The 18,987-nt window shown below is 72.2% G+C and carries 18 protein-coding genes; 6 read left to right on the plus strand and 12 right to left on the minus strand.

Features of this window, described 5'->3' with window-relative positions; genetic code table 11:
- Window positions 1-6: 6 nt before the first annotated feature.
- Entirely contained in the window at window positions 7-990 is a 984-nt protein-coding gene (dapA, locus tag KYT88_RS10565) for a 4-hydroxy-tetrahydrodipicolinate synthase (RefSeq protein WP_043582857.1), read from the minus strand.
- A gap of 131 nt (window positions 991-1,121) precedes the next feature.
- Between dapA and KYT88_RS10570 the strand changes: the two genes are divergently transcribed.
- Window positions 1,122-2,375 (plus strand): hypothetical protein, encoded by a 1,254-nt coding sequence (locus KYT88_RS10570; RefSeq protein ID WP_051629153.1) that lies wholly within the window; start codon window positions 1,122-1,124, stop codon window positions 2,373-2,375.
- 29 nt (window positions 2,376-2,404) lie between these two features.
- Here KYT88_RS10570 and thyX read toward each other — a convergent pair whose 3' ends face one another.
- On the minus strand, window positions 2,405-3,196 hold the full coding sequence (gene thyX / locus KYT88_RS10575; RefSeq protein WP_043582854.1) for an FAD-dependent thymidylate synthase: 792 nt from the start codon (window positions 3,194-3,196) through the stop codon (window positions 2,405-2,407).
- A gap of 117 nt (window positions 3,197-3,313) precedes the next feature.
- Between thyX and KYT88_RS10580 the strand changes: the two genes are divergently transcribed.
- A complete protein-coding gene (locus tag KYT88_RS10580) occupies window positions 3,314-4,234 on the plus strand; it encodes a TIGR01777 family oxidoreductase (protein ID WP_043582852.1) in 921 nt (306 codons plus the stop codon).
- Between the two features lie 38 nt (window positions 4,235-4,272).
- Here the strand turns inward: KYT88_RS10580 and KYT88_RS10585 are convergent, their stop codons facing one another.
- From KYT88_RS10585 to KYT88_RS10615, 7 genes are all read right to left on the minus strand, one after another.
- Window positions 4,273-4,722, minus strand: a complete 450-nt coding sequence (locus tag KYT88_RS10585) for a hypothetical protein (protein WP_043582850.1) — start codon at window positions 4,720-4,722, stop codon at window positions 4,273-4,275.
- A complete protein-coding gene (gene dapB / locus KYT88_RS10590) occupies window positions 4,722-5,555 on the minus strand; it encodes a 4-hydroxy-tetrahydrodipicolinate reductase (RefSeq protein ID WP_043582848.1) in 834 nt (277 codons plus the stop codon). The genes KYT88_RS10585 and dapB overlap by 1 nt, the downstream gene beginning before the upstream one ends.
- Window positions 5,556-5,614: 59 nt before the next feature.
- Window positions 5,615-6,217 (minus strand): histidine phosphatase family protein, encoded by a 603-nt coding sequence (locus KYT88_RS10595; protein WP_012038728.1) that lies wholly within the window; start codon window positions 6,215-6,217, stop codon window positions 5,615-5,617.
- Between the two features lie 8 nt (window positions 6,218-6,225).
- Window positions 6,226-7,581 carry a M16 family metallopeptidase gene (locus KYT88_RS10600; RefSeq protein WP_043582846.1) on the minus strand — a complete coding sequence of 452 codons (1,356 nt, stop codon included), beginning with the start codon at window positions 7,579-7,581 and terminating at the stop codon, window positions 6,226-6,228.
- 64 nt (window positions 7,582-7,645) lie between these two features.
- Window positions 7,646-8,527, minus strand: a complete 882-nt coding sequence (locus KYT88_RS10605) for a hypothetical protein (protein ID WP_237583640.1) — start codon at window positions 8,525-8,527, stop codon at window positions 7,646-7,648.
- Between the two features lie 17 nt (window positions 8,528-8,544).
- Window positions 8,545-9,105 (minus strand): hypothetical protein, encoded by a 561-nt coding sequence (locus KYT88_RS10610; protein WP_043582843.1) that lies wholly within the window; start codon window positions 9,103-9,105, stop codon window positions 8,545-8,547.
- Window positions 9,106-9,261: 156 nt separating this feature from the next.
- The gene (locus tag KYT88_RS10615; RefSeq protein ID WP_081840869.1) at window positions 9,262-10,401 is read right to left on the minus strand and encodes an aldo/keto reductase; all 1,140 of its coding nucleotides are present in this window, start codon (window positions 10,399-10,401) and stop codon (window positions 9,262-9,264) included.
- A 410-nt stretch (window positions 10,402-10,811) separates the two neighbouring features.
- Between KYT88_RS10615 and KYT88_RS10620 the strand changes: the two genes are divergently transcribed.
- Together KYT88_RS10620 and KYT88_RS10625 are read left to right on the plus strand one after the other, a co-directional pair.
- Window positions 10,812-11,342 carry a YbhB/YbcL family Raf kinase inhibitor-like protein gene (locus KYT88_RS10620; protein WP_043582841.1) on the plus strand — a complete coding sequence of 177 codons (531 nt, stop codon included), beginning with the start codon at window positions 10,812-10,814 and terminating at the stop codon, window positions 11,340-11,342.
- 22 nt (window positions 11,343-11,364) lie between these two features.
- On the plus strand, window positions 11,365-11,745 hold the full coding sequence (locus KYT88_RS10625) for a hypothetical protein (RefSeq protein ID WP_043582840.1): 381 nt from the start codon (window positions 11,365-11,367) through the stop codon (window positions 11,743-11,745).
- Between the two features lie 69 nt (window positions 11,746-11,814).
- On the opposite strand, the gene KYT88_RS10630 is transcribed toward KYT88_RS10625, so the two are convergent.
- Both KYT88_RS10630 and rpsO read right to left on the minus strand, forming a co-directional pair.
- The gene (locus tag KYT88_RS10630) at window positions 11,815-14,088 is read right to left on the minus strand and encodes a polyribonucleotide nucleotidyltransferase (RefSeq protein WP_043582838.1); all 2,274 of its coding nucleotides are present in this window, start codon (window positions 14,086-14,088) and stop codon (window positions 11,815-11,817) included.
- Window positions 14,089-14,566: 478 nt separating this feature from the next.
- Window positions 14,567-14,836 (minus strand): 30S ribosomal protein S15, encoded by a 270-nt coding sequence (gene rpsO / locus KYT88_RS10635; protein WP_012038735.1) that lies wholly within the window; start codon window positions 14,834-14,836, stop codon window positions 14,567-14,569.
- A gap of 184 nt (window positions 14,837-15,020) precedes the next feature.
- Here rpsO and KYT88_RS10640 point away from each other — a divergent pair, with 184 nt between their 5' ends.
- Window positions 15,021-16,373, plus strand: a complete 1,353-nt coding sequence (locus KYT88_RS10640) for an MFS transporter (protein WP_237583641.1) — start codon at window positions 15,021-15,023, stop codon at window positions 16,371-16,373.
- A complete protein-coding gene (locus tag KYT88_RS10645; protein WP_237583642.1) occupies window positions 16,370-17,128 on the plus strand; it encodes an HNH endonuclease family protein in 759 nt (252 codons plus the stop codon). The genes KYT88_RS10640 and KYT88_RS10645 overlap by 4 nt, the downstream gene beginning before the upstream one ends.
- 249 nt (window positions 17,129-17,377) lie before the next feature.
- On the opposite strand, the gene KYT88_RS10650 is transcribed toward KYT88_RS10645, so the two are convergent.
- Window positions 17,378-18,976, minus strand: a complete 1,599-nt coding sequence (locus tag KYT88_RS10650) for a DASS family sodium-coupled anion symporter (protein ID WP_043582833.1) — start codon at window positions 18,974-18,976, stop codon at window positions 17,378-17,380.
- Window positions 18,977-18,987: the final 11 nt, after the last annotated feature.

Genomic DNA, 18,987 nt, shown 5'->3' on the forward strand with positions numbered 1-18,987 from the left:
CGCGCGTCAGCGCGTGGTGCCGGCGACCTGCGGCAGCGCTCCGCCGGCGGCGGCGTTGCGGTCGGGGCGGAAGTTGCGGAAGTCGACGCCGGGGACGTCGCGGACGAGGTCGATCTCGTCCTCGATCTGGGCGGCCTCCCACTCCTCCGGCCCGACGAGGGGCAGGCGGACGCGGGGGCTGCCGATGCGGCCGAGGCCGTGGAGGATGTACTTCGCGGCGACCGTGCCGGGCACGTGGGTCATGACCGCGCGGACGAGCGGCTCGAGCTGCTGGTGCGCGTGCGTCGCGGCACCGAGGTCGCCCGCGTTCACGGCGTCGACCATGGTGCGGTACGGCGTCGCGGTGATGTTCGCGGTGACGCCGATGAGGCCGGTCCCGCCGATCGCGAGGGTCGGCAGCGCGTTCGCGTCGTCGCCCGCGAAGTACATGAGGCCGGTCTGGTTGAGCACGCGGCTGGCCTGCGCGAGGTCGCCCTTGGCGTCCTTGATGGCGAGGATGTTCGGGTGCTTCGCGGCGCGGAGGATCGTCTCGTACTGGATCGGGATGCCCGTGCGGCCGGGGATGTCGTAGAGGATGACCGGGAGGTCTGTCGCGTCCGCGATCATGCGGAAGTGCGTGAGGACGCCGGCCTGCGTGGGCTTGTTGTAGTACGGCGTGACGATCATGTTGCCGTCCGCGCCGGCCTTCTCGCTCTGGCGGGCGAGCTGCATGGCGTGCGCGGTCTCGTTGGATCCGCCGCCCGTGATGATCTTCGCCCGGCCCGCGCTCACGGAGCGGCCGACCTCGACGAGCCTGATCTTCTCGGGGTCGGTCAGCGTGCTGGTCTCGCCCGTGGTGCCCGTGACGACGATGCCGTCCGCTCCGGCGACGATGACGTCGTCCATGTGCTTCTCGACGCCCGCCCAGTCGACCTCGCCATCGGCGGTGAACGGGGTGACGAGCGCCACCAGGACCTGGCCGAACGGGTTCTCTGTGGACACGGTCACCATCGTAACGGGCGGGCCGTCGCCGGGCGGGGCGAGCCTCCGCCCCGGCGCCCCCGGATGGGGGGATGCGCGCGGACCGGATCGCGAGCACCCTTCGCTCGGGACGACGATGTCCCGGAGACGCTGGTGCCACCATGAACATCCCGGCACGGAGACGGCCCTCGCCGCTCCTGGCCCTCACCCTGGCGCTCGTCGTCGGGGGCTCCCTCGCCGGCGCCGCGCCGGCCCAGGCGGCGCCGTCCGGCGCGTCGCTCCCCCTCACCTCGGTCGCCGCGCCCTCCCTGCCGGCCCCCGACGTCTTCGTGGGCGGCGAGGTGACGGACGTCCCCGAGATCGAGGTCATCCTGTCCCTCGACGTCGGATCGCTCGACGTGCGATCGCCCCGCTTCGAGTACCTGCTCGACGGCGCGGGATCCTGGCGGACGGCATACAGCGGGCCGCTCGACCACGCCTACATCCGGATCCCGGCCCCCGCCGGACCGCACACCATCGCCTTCCGGGCAGCGGGCGCGCTCGACGGCGTCCCCGTCATCGGCGCCGCCTCGGCGCCCGTCGCCGCGCTCTCGCTCGGCTACCCCACGCGGTACGACCCGGTCATCACGATCGACGGGCCCCGGATCACCCTCGCCTGGGACGTCCGCGGGTACCTCGCGGGCTGGCCGGAGGCGCGGTCGGTCGTCTACGCGTTCGGAGACGACCCGTACACCTCCGCTGACGCCGTGGGATCGACCACCCTCGACGTCGGCTACGACCGCACCGTCCGCCTCGTGTTCTGGCACGGGCCCAACGTCGACGTGGCCCGGTACGTGTACCTCGAGCTCGCCACGGGCAGTCCTCCCGGCACACCGTCGCTCACCTCCGCGCCGACCCCGACCATGGTCGGCCGCGCGGTCCCGGGGAGCACCCTGTCCGTCCGGACGGGGACCTGGCGGCCCGGCCCCGTCACGCTCGCCTATCAGTGGTACCGAGACGGCCAGCGGATCTCCGACGCGTCGGGGCCGACCTACGAGGTCGACGCGCGCTTCGACGGCGGCAAGCGGATCACCGTCGGCGTCCGGGGCAGCGCACCGGGCCGCGCATCGGTCGAGCGCGTCTCGGCCCCGACCCCGCGTGTGGCGATGCCCGTCATCTCCCCGGGCGTGCCGGCGATCGGCGGGCTCCCGCTCGTCGGACGGCAGCTCACCGTCAGGACCGGGTTCTGGCGTCCGGCGCCCATCTGGCTGACCTACCAGTGGTTGCGCGACGGGGTGGTCATCCCGGGCGCCGAGCAGGCCGCGTACACGCCGGTCGCCGCCGACCGCGGGCGGCTCCTCGAGGTGAGGGTGACGGGAGAGCGGTACCCCTACCCCACCGTCTCGCGGACCAGCGTCGCCGTGCGCGTGGGGTGACGCGACGCGCGGCCGCGTCGCCTCGCGGACTACGGGGCGACGCGGCCGTTCTTCTGGAACGCGGCGTGCGTCAGGGGCATGAGCCGCTCGAACTCGGTCTCCATCTTCTCGGCGCACATCTCGATCTCGCGCTGCGGGAAGCTCGGGAACGTCGAGTCCTCGTGCTTGGTGCGCAGCGACAGGAAGTTCATCAGGGCGCGGGCGTTGAGCGTGACGTACATGGACGAGTAGATGTTGAGCGGGAGCACGATGCGGGCGACCTCGCGCGCGACGCCCTGCTCGAGCATCCGCTGGTAAGAGGCGTACGCCTCGGCGGACGTGCGACGGGTCTCCTCCTGCACGAGCGCGGTCTGCTCGGGGGTGCCCGCGTGGAACTCGTAGGCTCCGGGCTTGCCGACCTGCACGAGGTTGCGCTCGGGGCCGGGCACGTAGAACACCGCGTCGAGCTCCTTGTAGCGGCCCGACTCCTCGTTGTAGGAGGCCATGCGGTGGCGCATGAACTCGCGGAAAACGAAGATCGGCGCCTGCACGTAGAAGGTCATCGAGTTGTGCTCGAAGGGCGATCCATGGCGGTCGCGCATGAGGTAGTTGATGAGGCCACGGTCGCGCTTGACGCGCTTCTCCTCGGCCTCCGTGTCGACGTCGCCCTCGAGGGCGCGGTCCTGGCCGTAGGGCTCGTCGAGCGCGCGCTCGAGAGTCTTCTCGCCTGCGGTGGAGACGCGGGCGGCGAAGATCACGTCGGAGTCGTGGGCGCTGGAGCGGACCAGCTCCACGGTCATGTCGGAGCGGAAGGCGATGTCGTCGTGGGGCACGACCGTCACTGTACGCGACGGCCCGCGCCCGCTCGCGCCCTCTCGCGCCCGGCCCGCTCGCAGCTCCTCCCGGCTGCCGCGCGGGGCCGCGTCCTAGGCTGATGGGCACCGACGAAGGGCTCGACCATGTCCGACAGCACCGCATCCCCCGCCCCGCTCACCGTCCTCATCTCCGGCGCCGGGGGCACGATCGGCACCGAGCTGCAGTCCCAGCTGCATGCCGCCGGGCATCGCGTGCGGACTCTCGTCCGCCACGCGCCGTCGTCGCCCGACGAGCGCGAGTGGCAGCCGGCCGAGGGGCGGCTGGATCCCGCGGCCCTCGACGGCGTCGACGCCGTCGTCAACCTCTCGGGCGCCTCCATCAGCCGCCTGCCGTGGACGAAGCCGTACCAGGAGGAGATCCGCGCGTCGCGTGTCTCCGCGACGCGGACGATCGTCGGCGCGATCGCGTCGGCGGCGAACCCGCCCCGGGTGCTGCTGAACGGATCCGCCGTGGGCTTCTACGGCGACCGTCCCGCCGAGCGCCTCACCGAGGACTCGCCGCGTGGCGCGGGCTTCCTCGCCGAGGTCGTGGAGGCGTGGGAGGCCGAGGCGTCCCAGGCGCCCGCCGACGTCCGCGTGGCCACCTTGCGCACCGGCCTGGTGCTGGCGCAGGCGGGTGCGCTCGCACCTCTCCGCCTCCTCACCAACCTCGGGCTCGCCGGCAGGCTGGGGACCGGCGGCCAGGTCTGGCCGTGGATCTCCCTCCGCGACGAGGCCGCCGCGATCGTGCACCTGCTGACGTCCTCGATCTCCGGACCCGTGAACCTCACCGGCCCCGAGCCCGTGATGGCCGACCGGCTGATGCGCCACCTCGCGAAGCGCATGCACCGGCCCTACCTGGTGCCGGCGCCCGAGTTCCTCATCCGGCTCGCGCTGCAGGATGCCGGGCAGGAGCTGCTGCTCTCCAGCCAGCCCGCACGGCCCGAGAAGCTGCTCGCCGACGGCTTCGCCTTCCGCGACCCCACGGTCGAGCTCGCCATCGACCGGCTGCTCGCGAAGAGCTGAGGCGCGAGCGCGAGCGCGCGGCCGAGGCCCGGGTGGGCTCAGACCGCGCGGTCGGATCCGTGCAGCGCGATCGCGCGGCGGATGGCCCCGCGCGCCCGGCGCCGGTCCCCGCTCGCGTCGTAGGCGAGGCCGAGCCGGAACCACGCCCGCCAGCTGACCGGATCCTGCTCGACCTCGGCCTGGTACGCGGGGAAGGACGCGTCCGCGGCGTCGCGGATCGGTCGACCGCTGGCGCGTGTCGGCAGATCGTCGACGGGCAGGCCGCCCTCCTCCTCGAGGATCCGGGCCAGGCGCCCGCTCCGCACGCCGAACCACAGCTCCCGCACGAGCGCCCACGCGCCGACGAGCGACAGGATCAGGAGTCCGACGCTGATCGCGATGCCCGCCGGCTCACCGGAGATCACGAACAGCACGGCGCGCTGGGCGAGCACCACGAGGTACAGCGCCATGAGCACGGCCATGAGGCCGACGCCGATGCGCGTGCCCATCAGGCGCTCGTGACGGTGGCGGCCTGGCCGCTCGGCCCGCCGTCGTCCACGGGTCCCGCCGCTGCGCCGGCGGCGCCCGCCTGCGCCGCGCGCTCACGCGAGCCGTCGAGGTCGATGAGGCGGTCGAGCCCGACCACCACGCCGCGCGCGGTGCGGGTCGCGCGGAGGGCGAGAAGGATGCCGGCCTCGTAGGCGCTCGGCGCGAGCGTGTCGTGGCTGATGGTGAGCACCTCGCCGTTGCCGCCGAACACGACGTCCTGCTTGGCGACGACGCCCTGCATCCGCAGGCTGTGGACCGGGATGCTCGCGACCTGCTGGCCGCGCGCCCGCTGATCCGTGTGCGGCGCCTGCACGGGCCCACGTGCGCCGCGTGCCTGCGACATGAGCTCGGCCGTGCGGACGGCCGTGCCCGACGGGGAGTCGATCTTGGACGCGCCGTGCGCCTCGACGATCTCGATGGAGTCGTAGAAGCGGGCCGCCATCTGCGCGAACGAGGTCGCGAGCACGCTGCCGACGGAGAAGTTGGGGATGATGACGACGCCCACGGCGAGGTTGCCGGTGATCCGCCGCTCGAGCTCGGTGATGCGCTCGCCGGTCCAGCCGCTCGTCCCCACGAGGACGTTCATCCCATGCGCGACCGCGTACTCGACGACGCCCTGGCTGACCGCCGGGAGCGTCACGTCGACCGCGATGTCGGCGCCGAGCATGTCCGACAGCTCGTCCTTGGAGTCGAGGCTGGCGACGAGCTCGAACTCGGTGCTCGCCTCGACGATCTGCGAGATGAGCTGGCCCATGCGTCCCGTTGCGCCGACGACGGCGACCGTGGTTGTCATCCGCCCAGCGTACCGGCGCGCTCCCCCGCCGACGCTGGGCGGCCGACGCGCCACCGCGGCTAGTAGGGCTGCTGCTCCGGCAGGCCCGTGCGCAGCTCGACCGGCAGGTGGCCGAGGTCGTTGTGCACGACGAGCACGGGCGGCTTCGCGGAGCGGACGCGGATGATGGTGAGGCCGCAGTTGGCCTGGTTGATGCCCATCCACCGCCATTCCGGAGCGTCGAACACGTGCCGCACGAACCAGGCGATGACGAAGTTGTGGGTGATGAGGAGATCGTGCCGTTCTCCGCGGGCAGGAGCCAGGAACTCGCTCACCGCATCCGCCATCTGGGCGCTCCCCGCGTCGATCTCCTCCTCGGTGATGCCGCCGAAGAACGACTCGAACGCGTGCGGCATGTCCGGCACCGGGCCCGAGGGGATGCAGTCGAACAGCAGCGACGACGGCTCCGGCTCGATGGCCGGCATCCGCTCGGCCATGATGGCGGCCGTCTCCTCCGCCCGTGCGAGCGGAGAGTGGCGCACCGACGTGAACGGCACGCCGCTCAGCCGGTCGGCGATGCAGTGGGCCTGGCGCTTGCCGCGGCCCGACAGCGGCCCGTCCGGCAGCCCGTGCTCGGCGTCCTGCTGCTCGCCGTGGCGCACGAGGTAGATGTAGTGGGACACGGTTCCTCCTACAGGAGCGCGGGGGTCTCGAGCAGCGGGGCGAACGCGTCGGCGCCGACGGTTCCCACGGCGGCGATCGAGAGCGGTCGGGAGATGAGGTCGGACGCCAGGGCGCGGACGTCCTCGGCGGTGACGCGGGACAGGCGGACGAGCGTCTCGTCGAGGTCGACGTACTCGCCGGTGGTGATCTCCGACCGGCCGAGCCGCGACATGCGCGTGTCCGAGTCCTCGAGCGCGAGGGCGGACTGCCCCGAGAGCTGGCCGAAGGCACGCGACAGCTCCTCCTCGGTGACGTGCTCCTCGGCGAGCTTCCGGAACTCCTCGACCATGAGGCGCGACACCTGCTCGGTCTTCGCGGCCGTGCATCCGGCGTAGAGGCCGAACACGCCCGCGTCCGAGTAGGAGGCGCCGAACGAGTAGACGGAGTACGCGAGACCGCGCTTCTCGCGCACCTCCTGGAACAGGCGCGAGGACATGCCGCCGCCGAGCACGGAGTTGAGCATCGCGAGGGCGGGACGACGATCGTCGGACGCCGCGAGGCCGGGCACGCCGAGCAGGATGTTCGTCTGCTCGATGGGCCGGTCGACGACGACGAGGTCGCTGCCGCGCGTGATGACCGGCGTGGCACCGGTGCGGCGCGCGACGGGGGCCGCCGCGACCGAGAGATCCCAGCCGGCGCGCTCGAGGCCGGTGGTGACGCGTGCGACGAGGGCGTCGTGGTCCACGGAGCCCGCCGCCGTGATGACGAGGTCCTGCGGGCGGTAGTTGCGGCGGTAGTGCGCGACGACGGCGTCGCGCTCGGCGGCCTCGATGTCCTCGGGGCTGCCGCCGATGGGACGGCCGAGCGGGTGATCCCCCAGCACGGCCTCGAAGAATCGCTCGCTGACGACGTCGCCCGGGTCGTCGTCCGCCATGGCGAGCTCCTCGAGGATGACCCCGCGCTCGGTCTCGAACTCCTCGGCGTCGATGAGGCTGGAGGTGACCATGTCGGCCAGCACGTCGACGGCCATCCCGAGGTCGCGATCCTGCACCTTGGCGTAGTAGCAGGTGTACTCCTTGGCGGTGACGGCGTTGTGCTCGCCGCCGACCGCGTCGAACGACACGGCGATGTCGAGTGCCGTGCGCGACGGGGTGCCCTTGAAGAGGAGGTGCTCGAGGAAGTGCGTGGAGCCCAGGTCGCCCGGCTGCTCATCCCGCGAGCCGACCGCGACCCACATGCCGATCGTGGCGCTGCGGCTGCCGGGCACGTCCTCGCTGAGGATGCGGACGCCGGACGGCAGGACGGACCGCCGGACACGGGCGCCGCCCGTCGACTGCACGGTGAGCTCGGGGAGGTCGAGGGGGAGTTCTACGGCGCGGGACATCAGCGTCACCCTACGCCACGGGCCCTGCGGCGACCCGGGCGCTGACCGGCACGCGACAGGCGGCTCACGGGCATCCGGGTCCGGCGTTCCGCTCCCCGCACGCACCCCCGACCAGCACCGTCGACCCCTGCAGGACATGGATGGCGACCGGCCCGACCTGCACCGGGAGCGTGCCCGCGATCTGCTGCCACGCATTTCCGTCGAACCGGTAGTTCGGCGAGTACGAGATCGTCAGGCTGACCTGCCGATCCCCGATGGAGGCGTACACGTGACTCGTATCCGTCTGCGTGAAGTCCTGCTGACCCAACGCCCTCCACGACGCACCAGGCCCCTCGACCGTGGTGCTCGTGCCATCGCCGTGGTCCCACGTGAAGGACACCGGCACGAACCGCACCTGCGCCGGACGCCCCAGCAACTGGCCGTCGACCACCTGCGCGGACGCGTCCGTGAACAGGTTCACCGGGGCCCCCACGATCGCCCACCCGTTCGGCTGCGACCGGATCGACGCATCCCGTGGCACGAACTGCGCCACATCCGCAAGTGACACCGCCGGAACCGCAGCGACGACCGGCACCGGATCCGCCGGCTTCGACGGCGCCTTCGCCGGCGGCAAAAAGGCATGCTGCCCATCCGAACAGAGAGAACCACCCGACAGACGCGCACTCGGAGTGCACGGCACGTCCACATCCGCCGCCATCCGACCCCGCGGAACCGGAGGCGGCGCCTGCGGCGTCTCCTGCTGCGACGGGCTACCTGATGAGTGCGCATCGACACTCGACGAAACCGTCGGCTCGTCAAGGGTGGTGTCTGCGTGAACCGCCACGCCTCCACCGCCGATGCCACCGGACGTGCAGATGCCGTCGCTCCCGATCTTGAACCCGCAAGGACTCTCGCTGGCTTCGGCATTAACGAAAGGAGCAGCCGTCAGGATGAGTGCGAGACCCACCGTCGAAGCGACGAGACCTAACCGCATGCGTGCACGCTGTCATTGCGAACGATGTCGCTGATGCGCCAGCGATCATCCTCGGACTTGATGGCCTTGGCCTGCAGCGAAAGGCGCGGGACGCGCTCCGGGGTGACGTCCTTACCGGTCGAGTCGATTATCCGTGTGCCGCTCACGTCCAGGCAGACCTGAGCTGTCATGTACTGCGCCCCTTGCGGATCCAGACCGCGATCCGTGACCTGAAACCCTGAGACAGTTTCTTCTCCATCCGTACGTTGCCCCTTCTCGCGCGCGTCGTGCAGCCCGGACTTCTCGCTTTCCAGGACGTTGCCGGTCAGCAGAGCCGCGAGGTCGTCCTCCGTAAGGATATTCGGGTCGAGTTCCGCGTATCGCATCACAACGTCGTGGAACGCCTCGTCGTCCTGCTGCTCCTGCGTCAGCGACGGGGCTGGAGCCGGCGCGGGAGCCGGTGACGATGACGCTGTGCAGCCGGCGAGCAACTGGGTCGACACGACGACGGCCAGCGATAGAGCCACCACTCCCCCTCGTCGTCGCAGCGGAATGCGCAGTCGGTCGTGCATGCTGGTCTCCCCCGGGCCGTGCGGATCCCGCGCGAGAAAGCGGGCGCAGGAGCGCCGGGCATCGCGGGTCCAGGAAAGGTAGCCGCCGGGACGCGAGCACGACCGCGGCCTTCCACATCGCGGGGAAGGACGGCGGGCGCGACGCCCTGGGGACGACTACTCGGACGCGCGGTCGAGACGGGCCACGTCGTGGCGCGAGAGCTGCACGTGCGCCGCCTGCACCAGGTCGTGCACCTGCTCCGGTCGGCTCGCGCTCGCGACAGGCGCGACGATGCCCGGCTTCGCGAGGAGCCACGCCAGCGCGATCGTCGCGACGCTCGTCGAGTGGTGCTCCGCGATCTCGTCGAGGGCGGTGAGCACGCGGAGGCCGCGACGGGTGAGGTACTTGGCGGCCCGCGCCCCGCGGGCGCCCTCGCGCACGGAGGCGCGCGTGCGGTACTTGCCCGTCAGGAACCCGTTGGCGAGCGCGAAGTACGGCATCACCGCGAGCTGCTGACCGCGGACGACGTCGAGGAACGCCGACTCGTAGGGCGCGCGGTTGACGAGGTTGTAGTGCGTCTGCAGGGCGACGAACCGCGGCGCGTCGTACAGGCCGCCCATGATCCGCGCGTGCAGCAGGCGCTCGGCCGCGTAGTTCGACGCCGCGAGGTGCCGGACCTTGCCCGACGCGATCAGGCGACCGGCGGCGGCGAGGCTCTCCTCGAGCGGCACGTCGATGTCGTCCCAGTGGAAGTAGAGGAGGTCGATGAAGTCCGTGCCGAGCCGCGACAGGCTGGCGTCGACGGCGCGCTCGATGCGGGAGGCGCCGAGCCCGGGGAAGTCCTCGCTCTTGCCGATCTTCGTGGCGACGACCATGGAGTCGCGGTTGCGGCGCTCGCGCATCCACGCGCCGATCATGTGCTCGCTGCGGCCGCTCGCGTAGGAGTCGGCGGTGTCGATGAAGTTGCCGCCCGCCTCCTGGTACCTGTCGAGGATGGCGGATGCGTCCTCCGCGCCGGCGGTCCAGCCGAAGACGTTGCCGCCGAGCGCGAGCGGGAAGACGCGGAGGTCGGTGTCGCCGATGGCGCGGCGGCGGGCCGGCTGCGGGATGCTCCCGCCGGTGCGCAGGCCGGGCCCCGCGGCGGCGGCCTCGAGGACGATGGCGCCGGCGGCCTGGACGGTGGTCTCGACGATGCCGCCGGGCCGGGTCGTCGCGCCGGTGGGGCGCGAGAGGCGCGGGACGAGCGATCCCCCGCGACGGCGCCGCGGCTGGGATGCGGGCACGACGTCGGAGGCGGAGGGAGGGGACGTCGTCACATGCACGAGAATACCGCCCAGCAGGCGAAAGGTTTGCGTACCAAGGGAATGACGCGCGCCGCCGTTCGCCTGCGGGACATGGCCCGCGCAGCGACCGTCCGCATGCGGGTGATCGCGATGGCGACGCCGCCGGAAGGGGTGCCGCGATCCCCCGACCCCGGCACCCCTCGGCGGTCTGCATCCCCCGATGCGTCCCCCGGAGGCGGGCGATCACGTGGACCTGCCCGCATCGACCACGGTAGCCAGGCGCCCTCGTCGGGTCCCAGACCCCTCTTCGGGGGCCGTGCCGCCGCGCGCACGCGCACGTGTGGTCCGGGCAGGCCCCTCCGCGGTCGGCGCGGGACGATCCCGGCCGCTCCACGTCCGGCCGTGCGAGGCTGGGGAGGTCAGCACCACCGAGAGGAACCCACGTGCCCAACGACCCGCTTCACCGCCTGCCGGACGCCGCCCCCTTCCACCTCACCAGCCCCGACTTCGCCGACGGGGCAGCGCTGCCCCAGTCCGCGCGCGGTGCCGGGCAGGGCGGCGAGGACCGGTCCCCCACCCTCACGTGGACGGGCGCGCCCGCCGCGACCCGCAGCTACGTGCTCACCGCGTACGACCCCGACGCCCCGACCGGGAGCGGGTTCTGGCACTGGGCGGTGCGCGGGATCCCCGCGTCCATCACGGCGCTGCCCGCCGGCGCCGGCGATCCTGAGTCGGGTCTCCTGCCCGACGGCGCCGTGACCCTGCACAACGACGCGCGCGCGACGGGCTTCTTCGGGGCGACGCCGCCCGCGGGTCACGGCACGCACCGCTACTTCTTCACCGTCACCGCGCTCGACGTGGAGTCGCTGGACATCCCGGAGGGCGCGACCCCCGCGATGCTCGGCTTCCTGATGCTCCCCCACGTGATCGGGCGCGCCCAGCTCATGGGAACCGCGATCAACGTCGGGGACTGAGCGCCCGGATCGAGGCGACGACGTGACCCACGAGGGCGGCCGGACGACGGCGAACGAGGGCGACGACGCCCGCGCCCGCGCCCGTCGCCGGCGCCTCGTGCTCGTCCTCGCGGTGATCGCCGCCGTCCTGGTGATCGCCGGGGTCATCGCGGCGATCACGCTGTCGCGGGACGACCTCGAGCAGGTGCCGTCCACGCCGACCACCGGCGAGCCAGGCACCACGCCCGACGTCACGCCGTCGTCGCCGGCTCCCGGCCCGTCGCCGACGCCGACGCCGGATCCTGGTGAGCCGGCACCGGCACCCGCCCCGAGCCCGACCGCGGATCCGACCCCGTCACCGTCCCTCTCCGCGCCGCCCGCGCAGGACGTGCCGTACCCGACCGATCCGAACCACGGGAAGTAGCCCGCGCACGACGGATGCCCGCCCCACCGAGGTGGGACGGGCATCCGGTTCGTGCGGGTGCGGCGGGGTCTAGCCCTCCGCGGGGCCCTCGGGGCCGTCGCTCGCGGCGGCGGAACCCTCCTGATCGGCGGCCTCCTCCATCACGGGAGCGAGCGAGAGCTTGCCGCGGTCGTCGATCTTGGTGATCTCCACCAGGATCTTCTGGCCGACGCCGAGGACGTCCTCGACGTTCTCGACGCGCTTGCCGCCGGCGAGCTTGCGGACCTCGCTGATGTGCAGCAGGCCGTCCTTGCCGGGGAGCAGCGAGACGAAGGCGCCGAACGTCGCGATCTTGACGACGGTGCCGAGGAAGGACTCGCCGACCTCGGGGTTCGTCGGGTTCGCGATGGCGTTGACCTGCGCACGCGCGGCCTCCGCCGACGGGCCGTCGACGGCGCCGATGTAGACGGTGCCGTCCTCCTCGATGGAGATGTCGGCGCCGGTCTCGTCCTGGATGGCGTTGATCGTCTTGCCCTTGGGGCCGATCAGCTCGCCGATCTTGTCGACCGGGATGTTGACCGAGATCACGCGGGGCGCGGTCGGGGCCATCTCGTCGGGGCCGTCGATGGCCTGGTTCAGCACGCCGAGGATGGCCGTGCGGGCCTCCTTCGCCTGCTTGAGCGCGCCGTCGAGGACCGACGTGGGGATGCCGTCGAGCTTCGTGTCCAGCTGGATGGCCGTGACGAACTCCGACGTGCCGGCGACCTTGAAGTCCATGTCGCCGAGCGCGTCCTCCGCACCGAGGATGTCGGTGAGGGCCGCGTAGCGGACCTGGCCGTCGACGGTGTCGGACACGAGGCCCATGGCGATGCCGGCGACGGGCGCGCGCAGGGGCACACCCGCGTTCAGCAGCGACAGGGTCGAGGCGCAGACGGAGCCCATCGACGTGGAGCCGTTGGACCCGAGGGCCTCGGACACCTGGCGGATCGCGTAGGGGAACTCCTCGCGGCTGGGCAGCACCGGCACGAGGGCGCGCTCGGCGAGGAAGCCGTGCCCGATCTCGCGACGCTTCGGCGACCCGACGCGACCGGTCTCACCGGTGGAGTAGGGCGGGAAGTTGTAGTGGTGCAGGTACTTCTTCTTCGTGACGGGGCTCAGCGAGTCGATCTGCTGCTCCATCTTGAGCATGTTCAGCGTGGTGACGCCCAGGATCTGGGTCTCGCCGCGCTGGAAGATGGCCGACCCGTGGACGCGCGGGATGACCTGCACCTCGGCGTCGAGCGGGCGGATGTCGGCGAGGCCGCGGCCGTCCATGCGGATGCCGTCGCGGAGGATCCGGCCGCGGACGACCGTCTTCGTGACCGACTTGTACGCCGCGGAGAACTCGGTGAGCGCCGACTGCGGCAGCTCGCCGGCCTCGACCTTGGCGGCCACGGCCTCCTTGGTGCGGGTCTTGAGGGCGTCGTCCGCGTCCTGGCGCTCGATCTTGTCGGCGGTCTGGTACACGGTGCCCAGCTCGTCGAGGGCGAGCGCGCTGACGGCGTCGTAGGTCTCCTGCGCGTAGGGCAGGAAGACCGGGTAGTCGACCGTCGGCTTCGCGGCCTGCTGCGCGAGCGAGGCCTGCGCGGCGACGAGCTGGCGGATGAACGGCTTCGCGGCCTCGAGGCCCTGCGCGACGACGGCCTCGTCGGGCTTCGTGGCGCCGGCCTGGATCAGGTCCCAGGCACCCTCGGTGGCCTCGGCCTCGACCATCATGATCGCGACGTCCTCGTTGCCCGCGGAGTCGGTGACGACGCGGCCGGCGACGGTGATGTCGAAGACGGCCTCCTTGAGCTGCGAGTGCTTCGGGAAGGCGACCCACTGGTCGCCGATGAGCGCGAGGCGCACACCCGCGATGGGGCCGGAGAACGGGATGCCCGAGAGCATGGAGGAGGCGCTCGCCGCGTTGATGGCGAGGCTGTCGTAGAACTCGTCCGGCGCGATGCTGAGGACGGTGATGACGACCTGGACCTCGTTGCGGAGGCCCGTGATGAACGACGGGCGCAGCGGCCGGTCGATGAGGCGGCAGACGAGGATCGCCTCGGTGGAGGGGCGGCCCTCGCGGCGGAAGAACGAGCCGGGGATCTTGCCCGCGGCGTAGCTGCGCTCCTCGACGTCGATGGTCAGGGGGAAGAAGTCGAAGTTGTCCTTCGGGTGCTTGCCCACCGAGGTGGCGGACAGCAGCATCGTGTCCTCGTCGAGGTACGCGGCGACCGCGCCCTGCGCCTGCTGCGCGAGGCGGCCGGCCTCGAATCGGACCGTGCGGGTTCCGTGCTTGCCGTTGTCGAGGACTGCCTCGGCGAACTTGATCTCTGGACCTTCCATTGAGGTCTCTCTCCTTCGTGTTGCGCCTCTCGGCGACGCCCGTCGGGCGCTCGTCCTGCATCCCGTGTGGATGCGGACCTCCTACGACAGAGGAGGAGCGGGCGAGGCGACACGTCGGCGCCCGCCTGATTGCGGGATCCGGGTGCACGTGCGCCGCTGGTTCCGCTCACCGGCCGGTGGCCGACGGCGGCGGGCGCATGTCTGGCCATCAGTGGGAATGCTCCGAGCGACTCGGAAGACCACCACCAACGACCAGCTCCTGCCGGCCAGCTCCATCTGTCGTGATCGCATCGTGACGCTGGGCGTCCGCTGGATCACTTCGGCCATGGTAGCACCCGGCCCCTCGCGGGCCCGGGATGACGGGGATCGCCGGGTGTCGGGCGGACGACGCTCGCCTTAACGACGGACGGGCCGCCACCCCGGAGGGTGACGACCCGTCTGCTTCGCAAGCGATGCGATCAGCGACGCGTGATGCGTGTCAGCGACGGATGCCCAGGCGCGCGATCAGGGCGCGGTAGCGCTCGATGTCGACGTTGGACAGGTAGCCGAGGAGACGACGACGCTGGCCGACCAGGAGGAGCAGGCCACGACGCGTGTGGTGGTCGTGCTTGTGCTCCTTGAGGTGCTCGGTGAGGCCCGTGATCCGCTTGGTGAGGAGCGCGATCTGCACCTCGGGGGATCCGGTGTCACCGGGGTGGGTCGCGTACTCGTCGATGATCGCCTTCTTGACGTCTGCTTCCAGAGCCATGTGATGATCCCCTCTCGTGTTCGTTGCGCGGCGCCCGTCACAGGATGTGCGAGCTCTCTTGATCCGCGGCCGTTCAGACGGCAACCGCACGAGCATACCAGGGGGTCGACACCCCGGGGACCGGGCGGAGTCGCCCGTCTCGGCTAGCGTGGAAATCCACTCTAGAGAGACGACGCAGCGACACGTGAGCACCCCGCCCGAGACCTCCCCCATCCCGATCCCCGACGAGCGGCAGGTGCGCGGCAGCCACTTCGTCGACCTGTCGCCGCTCAAGGAGAGCCCGGCGTTCGCGCGGCTCTGGGCGGGCAACGCCATCGCGGGCATCGGCAGCCAGATGACCGTGGTGGCGATCGGGCTGCACGTGTACGAGCTGACGGGATCCACCGGCTCGGTCGCGCTCGTGGGCGTGCTCTCGCTCCTGCCGATGATCATCGCGGGCCTCTACGGCGGCATGCTCGCGGACGCGTTCGACCGGCGGAAGGTCGCGCTCATCGCGTCGTGCGTGGCGTGGGGGTCGACCATCGTGCTGGCGGCGCTCGCCTGGACGCACGCGGAGACGGTGTGGTCGCTGTACGCGCTGAGCATCCTCAACGCGGTCGCGGCGACGGTGATCGGGACGAGCCGGCAGGCGATCCTCCCCCGCATCCTGCCGCCGCGCCTGCTGCCCGCGGCCAGCGCGCTCGGCGGGATCAGCCTCGGCGTCATGGTCACGGTCGGGCCGGCGCTCGCGGGCGTGCTCGTCGCGTCGGTCGGGTTCCAGTGGACCTACACGGTCGACGCCGTGCTCTTCCTCGCGGCGTTCACCGGCGTGCTCGCGCTGCCGCGGATCGCGCCCGAGGGCGAGGTGCAGCGGCCGGGGCTGGCGTCCATCAGGTACGGGCTCAGGTTCCTGAGGACCGCGCCGAACATCCGCATGTCGTTCATCGTCGACATCATCGCCATGACGTTCGGGCAGCCGCGCGTGCTGTTCCCGGCCGTCGGCGCGGTCGTGCTCGGCGGCGGACCCGTGACCGTCGGGATCCTCACGGCGGCCGGCGCGGTCGGCAGCCTCGTGAGCAGCGTGCTGAGCGGATCCGTCGGCCGGGTCACGCGCCACGGCAGGGCCATCCGCTGGGCCATCGTCGCGTACGGGCTCTCCACCGCGGGCTTCGGGGTCGTGCTGCTCCTCGCGTCGAAGCCGGGCATGCTGCACGGGATCGGGTCGCGCATCGAGGACGCGAGCATCCCGGGCATCGTCGCGGCCTCCGTGCTGCTCGCGCTCACGGGCGCGGCCGACAACATCTCCTCGATCTTCCGCAACACCATGCTGCAGACCGCGGTGCCCGACAACATGCGCGGGCGGCTGCAGGGCATCTTCATCGTGGTGGTGACGGGCGGGCCGCGGCTCGGCGACGCGTACATCGGCATCGTCACGCTGTTCGCGTACCTGTGGGTGCCGTCGCTCGTGGGCGGGCTGCTGATCGCGGTGGTGGTGTGGATCCTGATCCGCGCGCTGCCGTCCTTCGAGCGCTACGACTCCCGGAACCCGACGCCGTGACGCGGCGGCGGAAGACGCCCGTGCTGGTGACGCTGGCGGCGCTCGTGCTCGTGATCGTCGCGGGTCTCGTGCAGTGGCGCGGGGACCAGGGGGCCGGGACCGCGGGCGCCGGCGGCGGATCCGCGACCGGGCTCGGGGCGGAGCCGGGCTCGACCGGATCCGCGCGTCTCGCCCTCGACGGGCTCGAGGTGCGGGCCGATGGTCGCGTCGACGGCTACGACCGCGAGTCGTTCGCCTGGCGCACCGACGTCGACCGCAACGGCTGCGACACCCGCAACGACGTGCTGCGGCGCGACCTCGCCGACGCGGAGATCCGCGGCGGCACGCGCGGATGCGTCGTGCAGGCGGGCGTGCTGGAGGATCCGTACTCGGGGGCACGGGTGTCGTTCGACCGGTCGCGCGACCCGGAGGCGGTGCAGATCGACCACGTCGTGTCGCTGTCGGACGCGTGGTCGTCGGGCGCATGGCGCTGGGACGCCGAGTACCGCGCGGCGTTCGCGAACGATCCGCTGGAGCTGGTCGCCGCGTCCGCCGCGGAGAACAACGCCAAGTCCGACGCGACGTCCGACGAGTGGCTGCCCGAGGATCCGGCCGACGCGTGCGCGCTCGTGGTGCGGCAGGTGTCGATCAAGGTGCGCACCGAGCTCAGCGTGACGCGCGCCGAGCACGACGCGATGGCGCGCGTGCTCGACGGGTGCGGCGACGTGCCGCTCCTCAGCTCCGACGACGTGGGCTGGCCGGCGCCGGTGCGCTGACCGGCGCTCGTCGCCGCCCAGGCAGCCGTCACCTTCGCGGGCGAACCGATCGCGCGCCCGGTCCGAAGACACTGCAATGCGCCGGACCACCAGAGACGCGATGCACAACGGGTCCGGATGTCATGGGGAGAGCGGTCGCACGGACGGCGCATGGAGAGGGGTCTCGGCGCCGGGACCACGACCGCAGGGCCGGCCCGTCATCGGGTCGGCCCATCTCCCTGCCCTCGGGCGATCGGGGTTGCCGCGGCGTCAGGCCAGGAGGCCGAGCGCGCCCATCCACGCCGTGCCGACGACGCCCCAGATCACGATGAGCACCACGGCCATCACGAAGCCGACGCGGAACCACTCCTTCGTCGTGACGTAGCCGGATCCGAAGACCACGCCGGACGGCCCCGACGCGTAGTGCGAGATGCCGCCGAAGAGGTTGCCGATGAAGCCGAGCACGAGCGCGGCGAACAGCGGCGGCGTGCCGGTCGCGACCGCCGCGCCGAGGAACACCGCGTACATGGCGACGATGTGGGCCGTGTTCGACGCGAACAGGTAGTGCGAGAAGAAGTACACGAGCGCGAGGACCGCGAAGGCCCACGGCCAGGGCAGGCCGCCGACGGATCCGGAGACGGCGCCGCCCACGAGGTCGATGACGCCGAGCGCGTCGAGCTGGTCGGCCATGCCCACGAGCACCGCGAAGAAGATGAGCGTCGACCAGGCCGATGCGTTCGCGGCCAGGTGCGACCACTTGAGGACGCCCGTGACGAGCAGCACCGCGATGCCGCCGAAGGCCGCGGCCGTCGCGGGGATGCCGAGCAGGGATCCGCCGCACCAGAGCACGAGGAGCAGCACGAAGGTCGCGGCCATGATCCGCTCGTGGACGGACAGGGCCCCGAGCCCCCGCAGCTCCTCGCGCGCGTGGGCCGGTGCCTCGGGCGTGCGGGTGAGGCTCGGCGGGTAGACGCGCGACATAGCCCACGGCACGACGACCAGGCTGAGGAGCCCGGGCACGAGCGCGGCCAGCGCCCAGCCGCCCCAGGTGACCTCGATGCCGATGTCGGCCGCGGCCTTCTGCGCGACGGGGTTGCCGGCCATGGCCGTGACGAACATGGCGGACGTGACCGTGTTGACCTGCACGCTCGTGAGCGCGAGGTAGGAGCCGAGGCGGCGGCGCGACGCGTCCGACTCGGGGGTGGATCCCTGCACCCGGCTGAGCGACGCCACGATCGGGTAGACGACGCCGCCCGCCCGCGCGGTGTTCGACGGCGTCGCGGGCGCGAGAACGAGGTCGGTGAGCGCCATGCCGTACGCGAGGCCGAGGCTGGATCCGCCGAGCCGCGACACGAACGCGAGCGCGATGCGGCGACCGAGGCCCGTGACGAGGAAGCCGTCGGCGATGAAGAACGACGCGACGATGAGCCAGATGGTGGGGTTGGCGAAGCCGACGAGCGCCTCGCCGTCGGTGGTCATGGTGCCCGTGAGCATCGCGACCGCGAGGCCGGTGAGCGCGACGGGCGCGGTCGGCAGCGGCTGGAGGATCAGCGCGAGGACCGTGCCCACGAAGATCCCGGCCATGTGCATGCCGCGGGGGTCTACCCCGGCGGGCGGCGGGACGAGCGCGATGCCGACCGCGACGGCCACGATGACGACGACCTGGACGGCACGCGAGCGGCGGACGCGGCGGGCGGCGGACGCGGCGGCCGCGGCGTCGGCGGGGGCGGCATCCGCATCGGGGGCGGCGACGGTCGCGACCCCGTCAGGCGTCGGATCCGCCTCGTCCCGTGGCGCACCCCCGGGGCCGGGATCCGTCCCGGTGCCGGATGCGGACGAGGGGCCGGGGGATGCGGGAGGAGGGGTCATGACCGGCCCAT

It is taken from the genome of Clavibacter sp. A6099, from assembly GCF_021919125.1.
In the GTDB taxonomy this organism is placed as follows: Bacteria; Actinomycetota; Actinomycetes; order Actinomycetales; family Microbacteriaceae; genus Clavibacter; species Clavibacter seminis.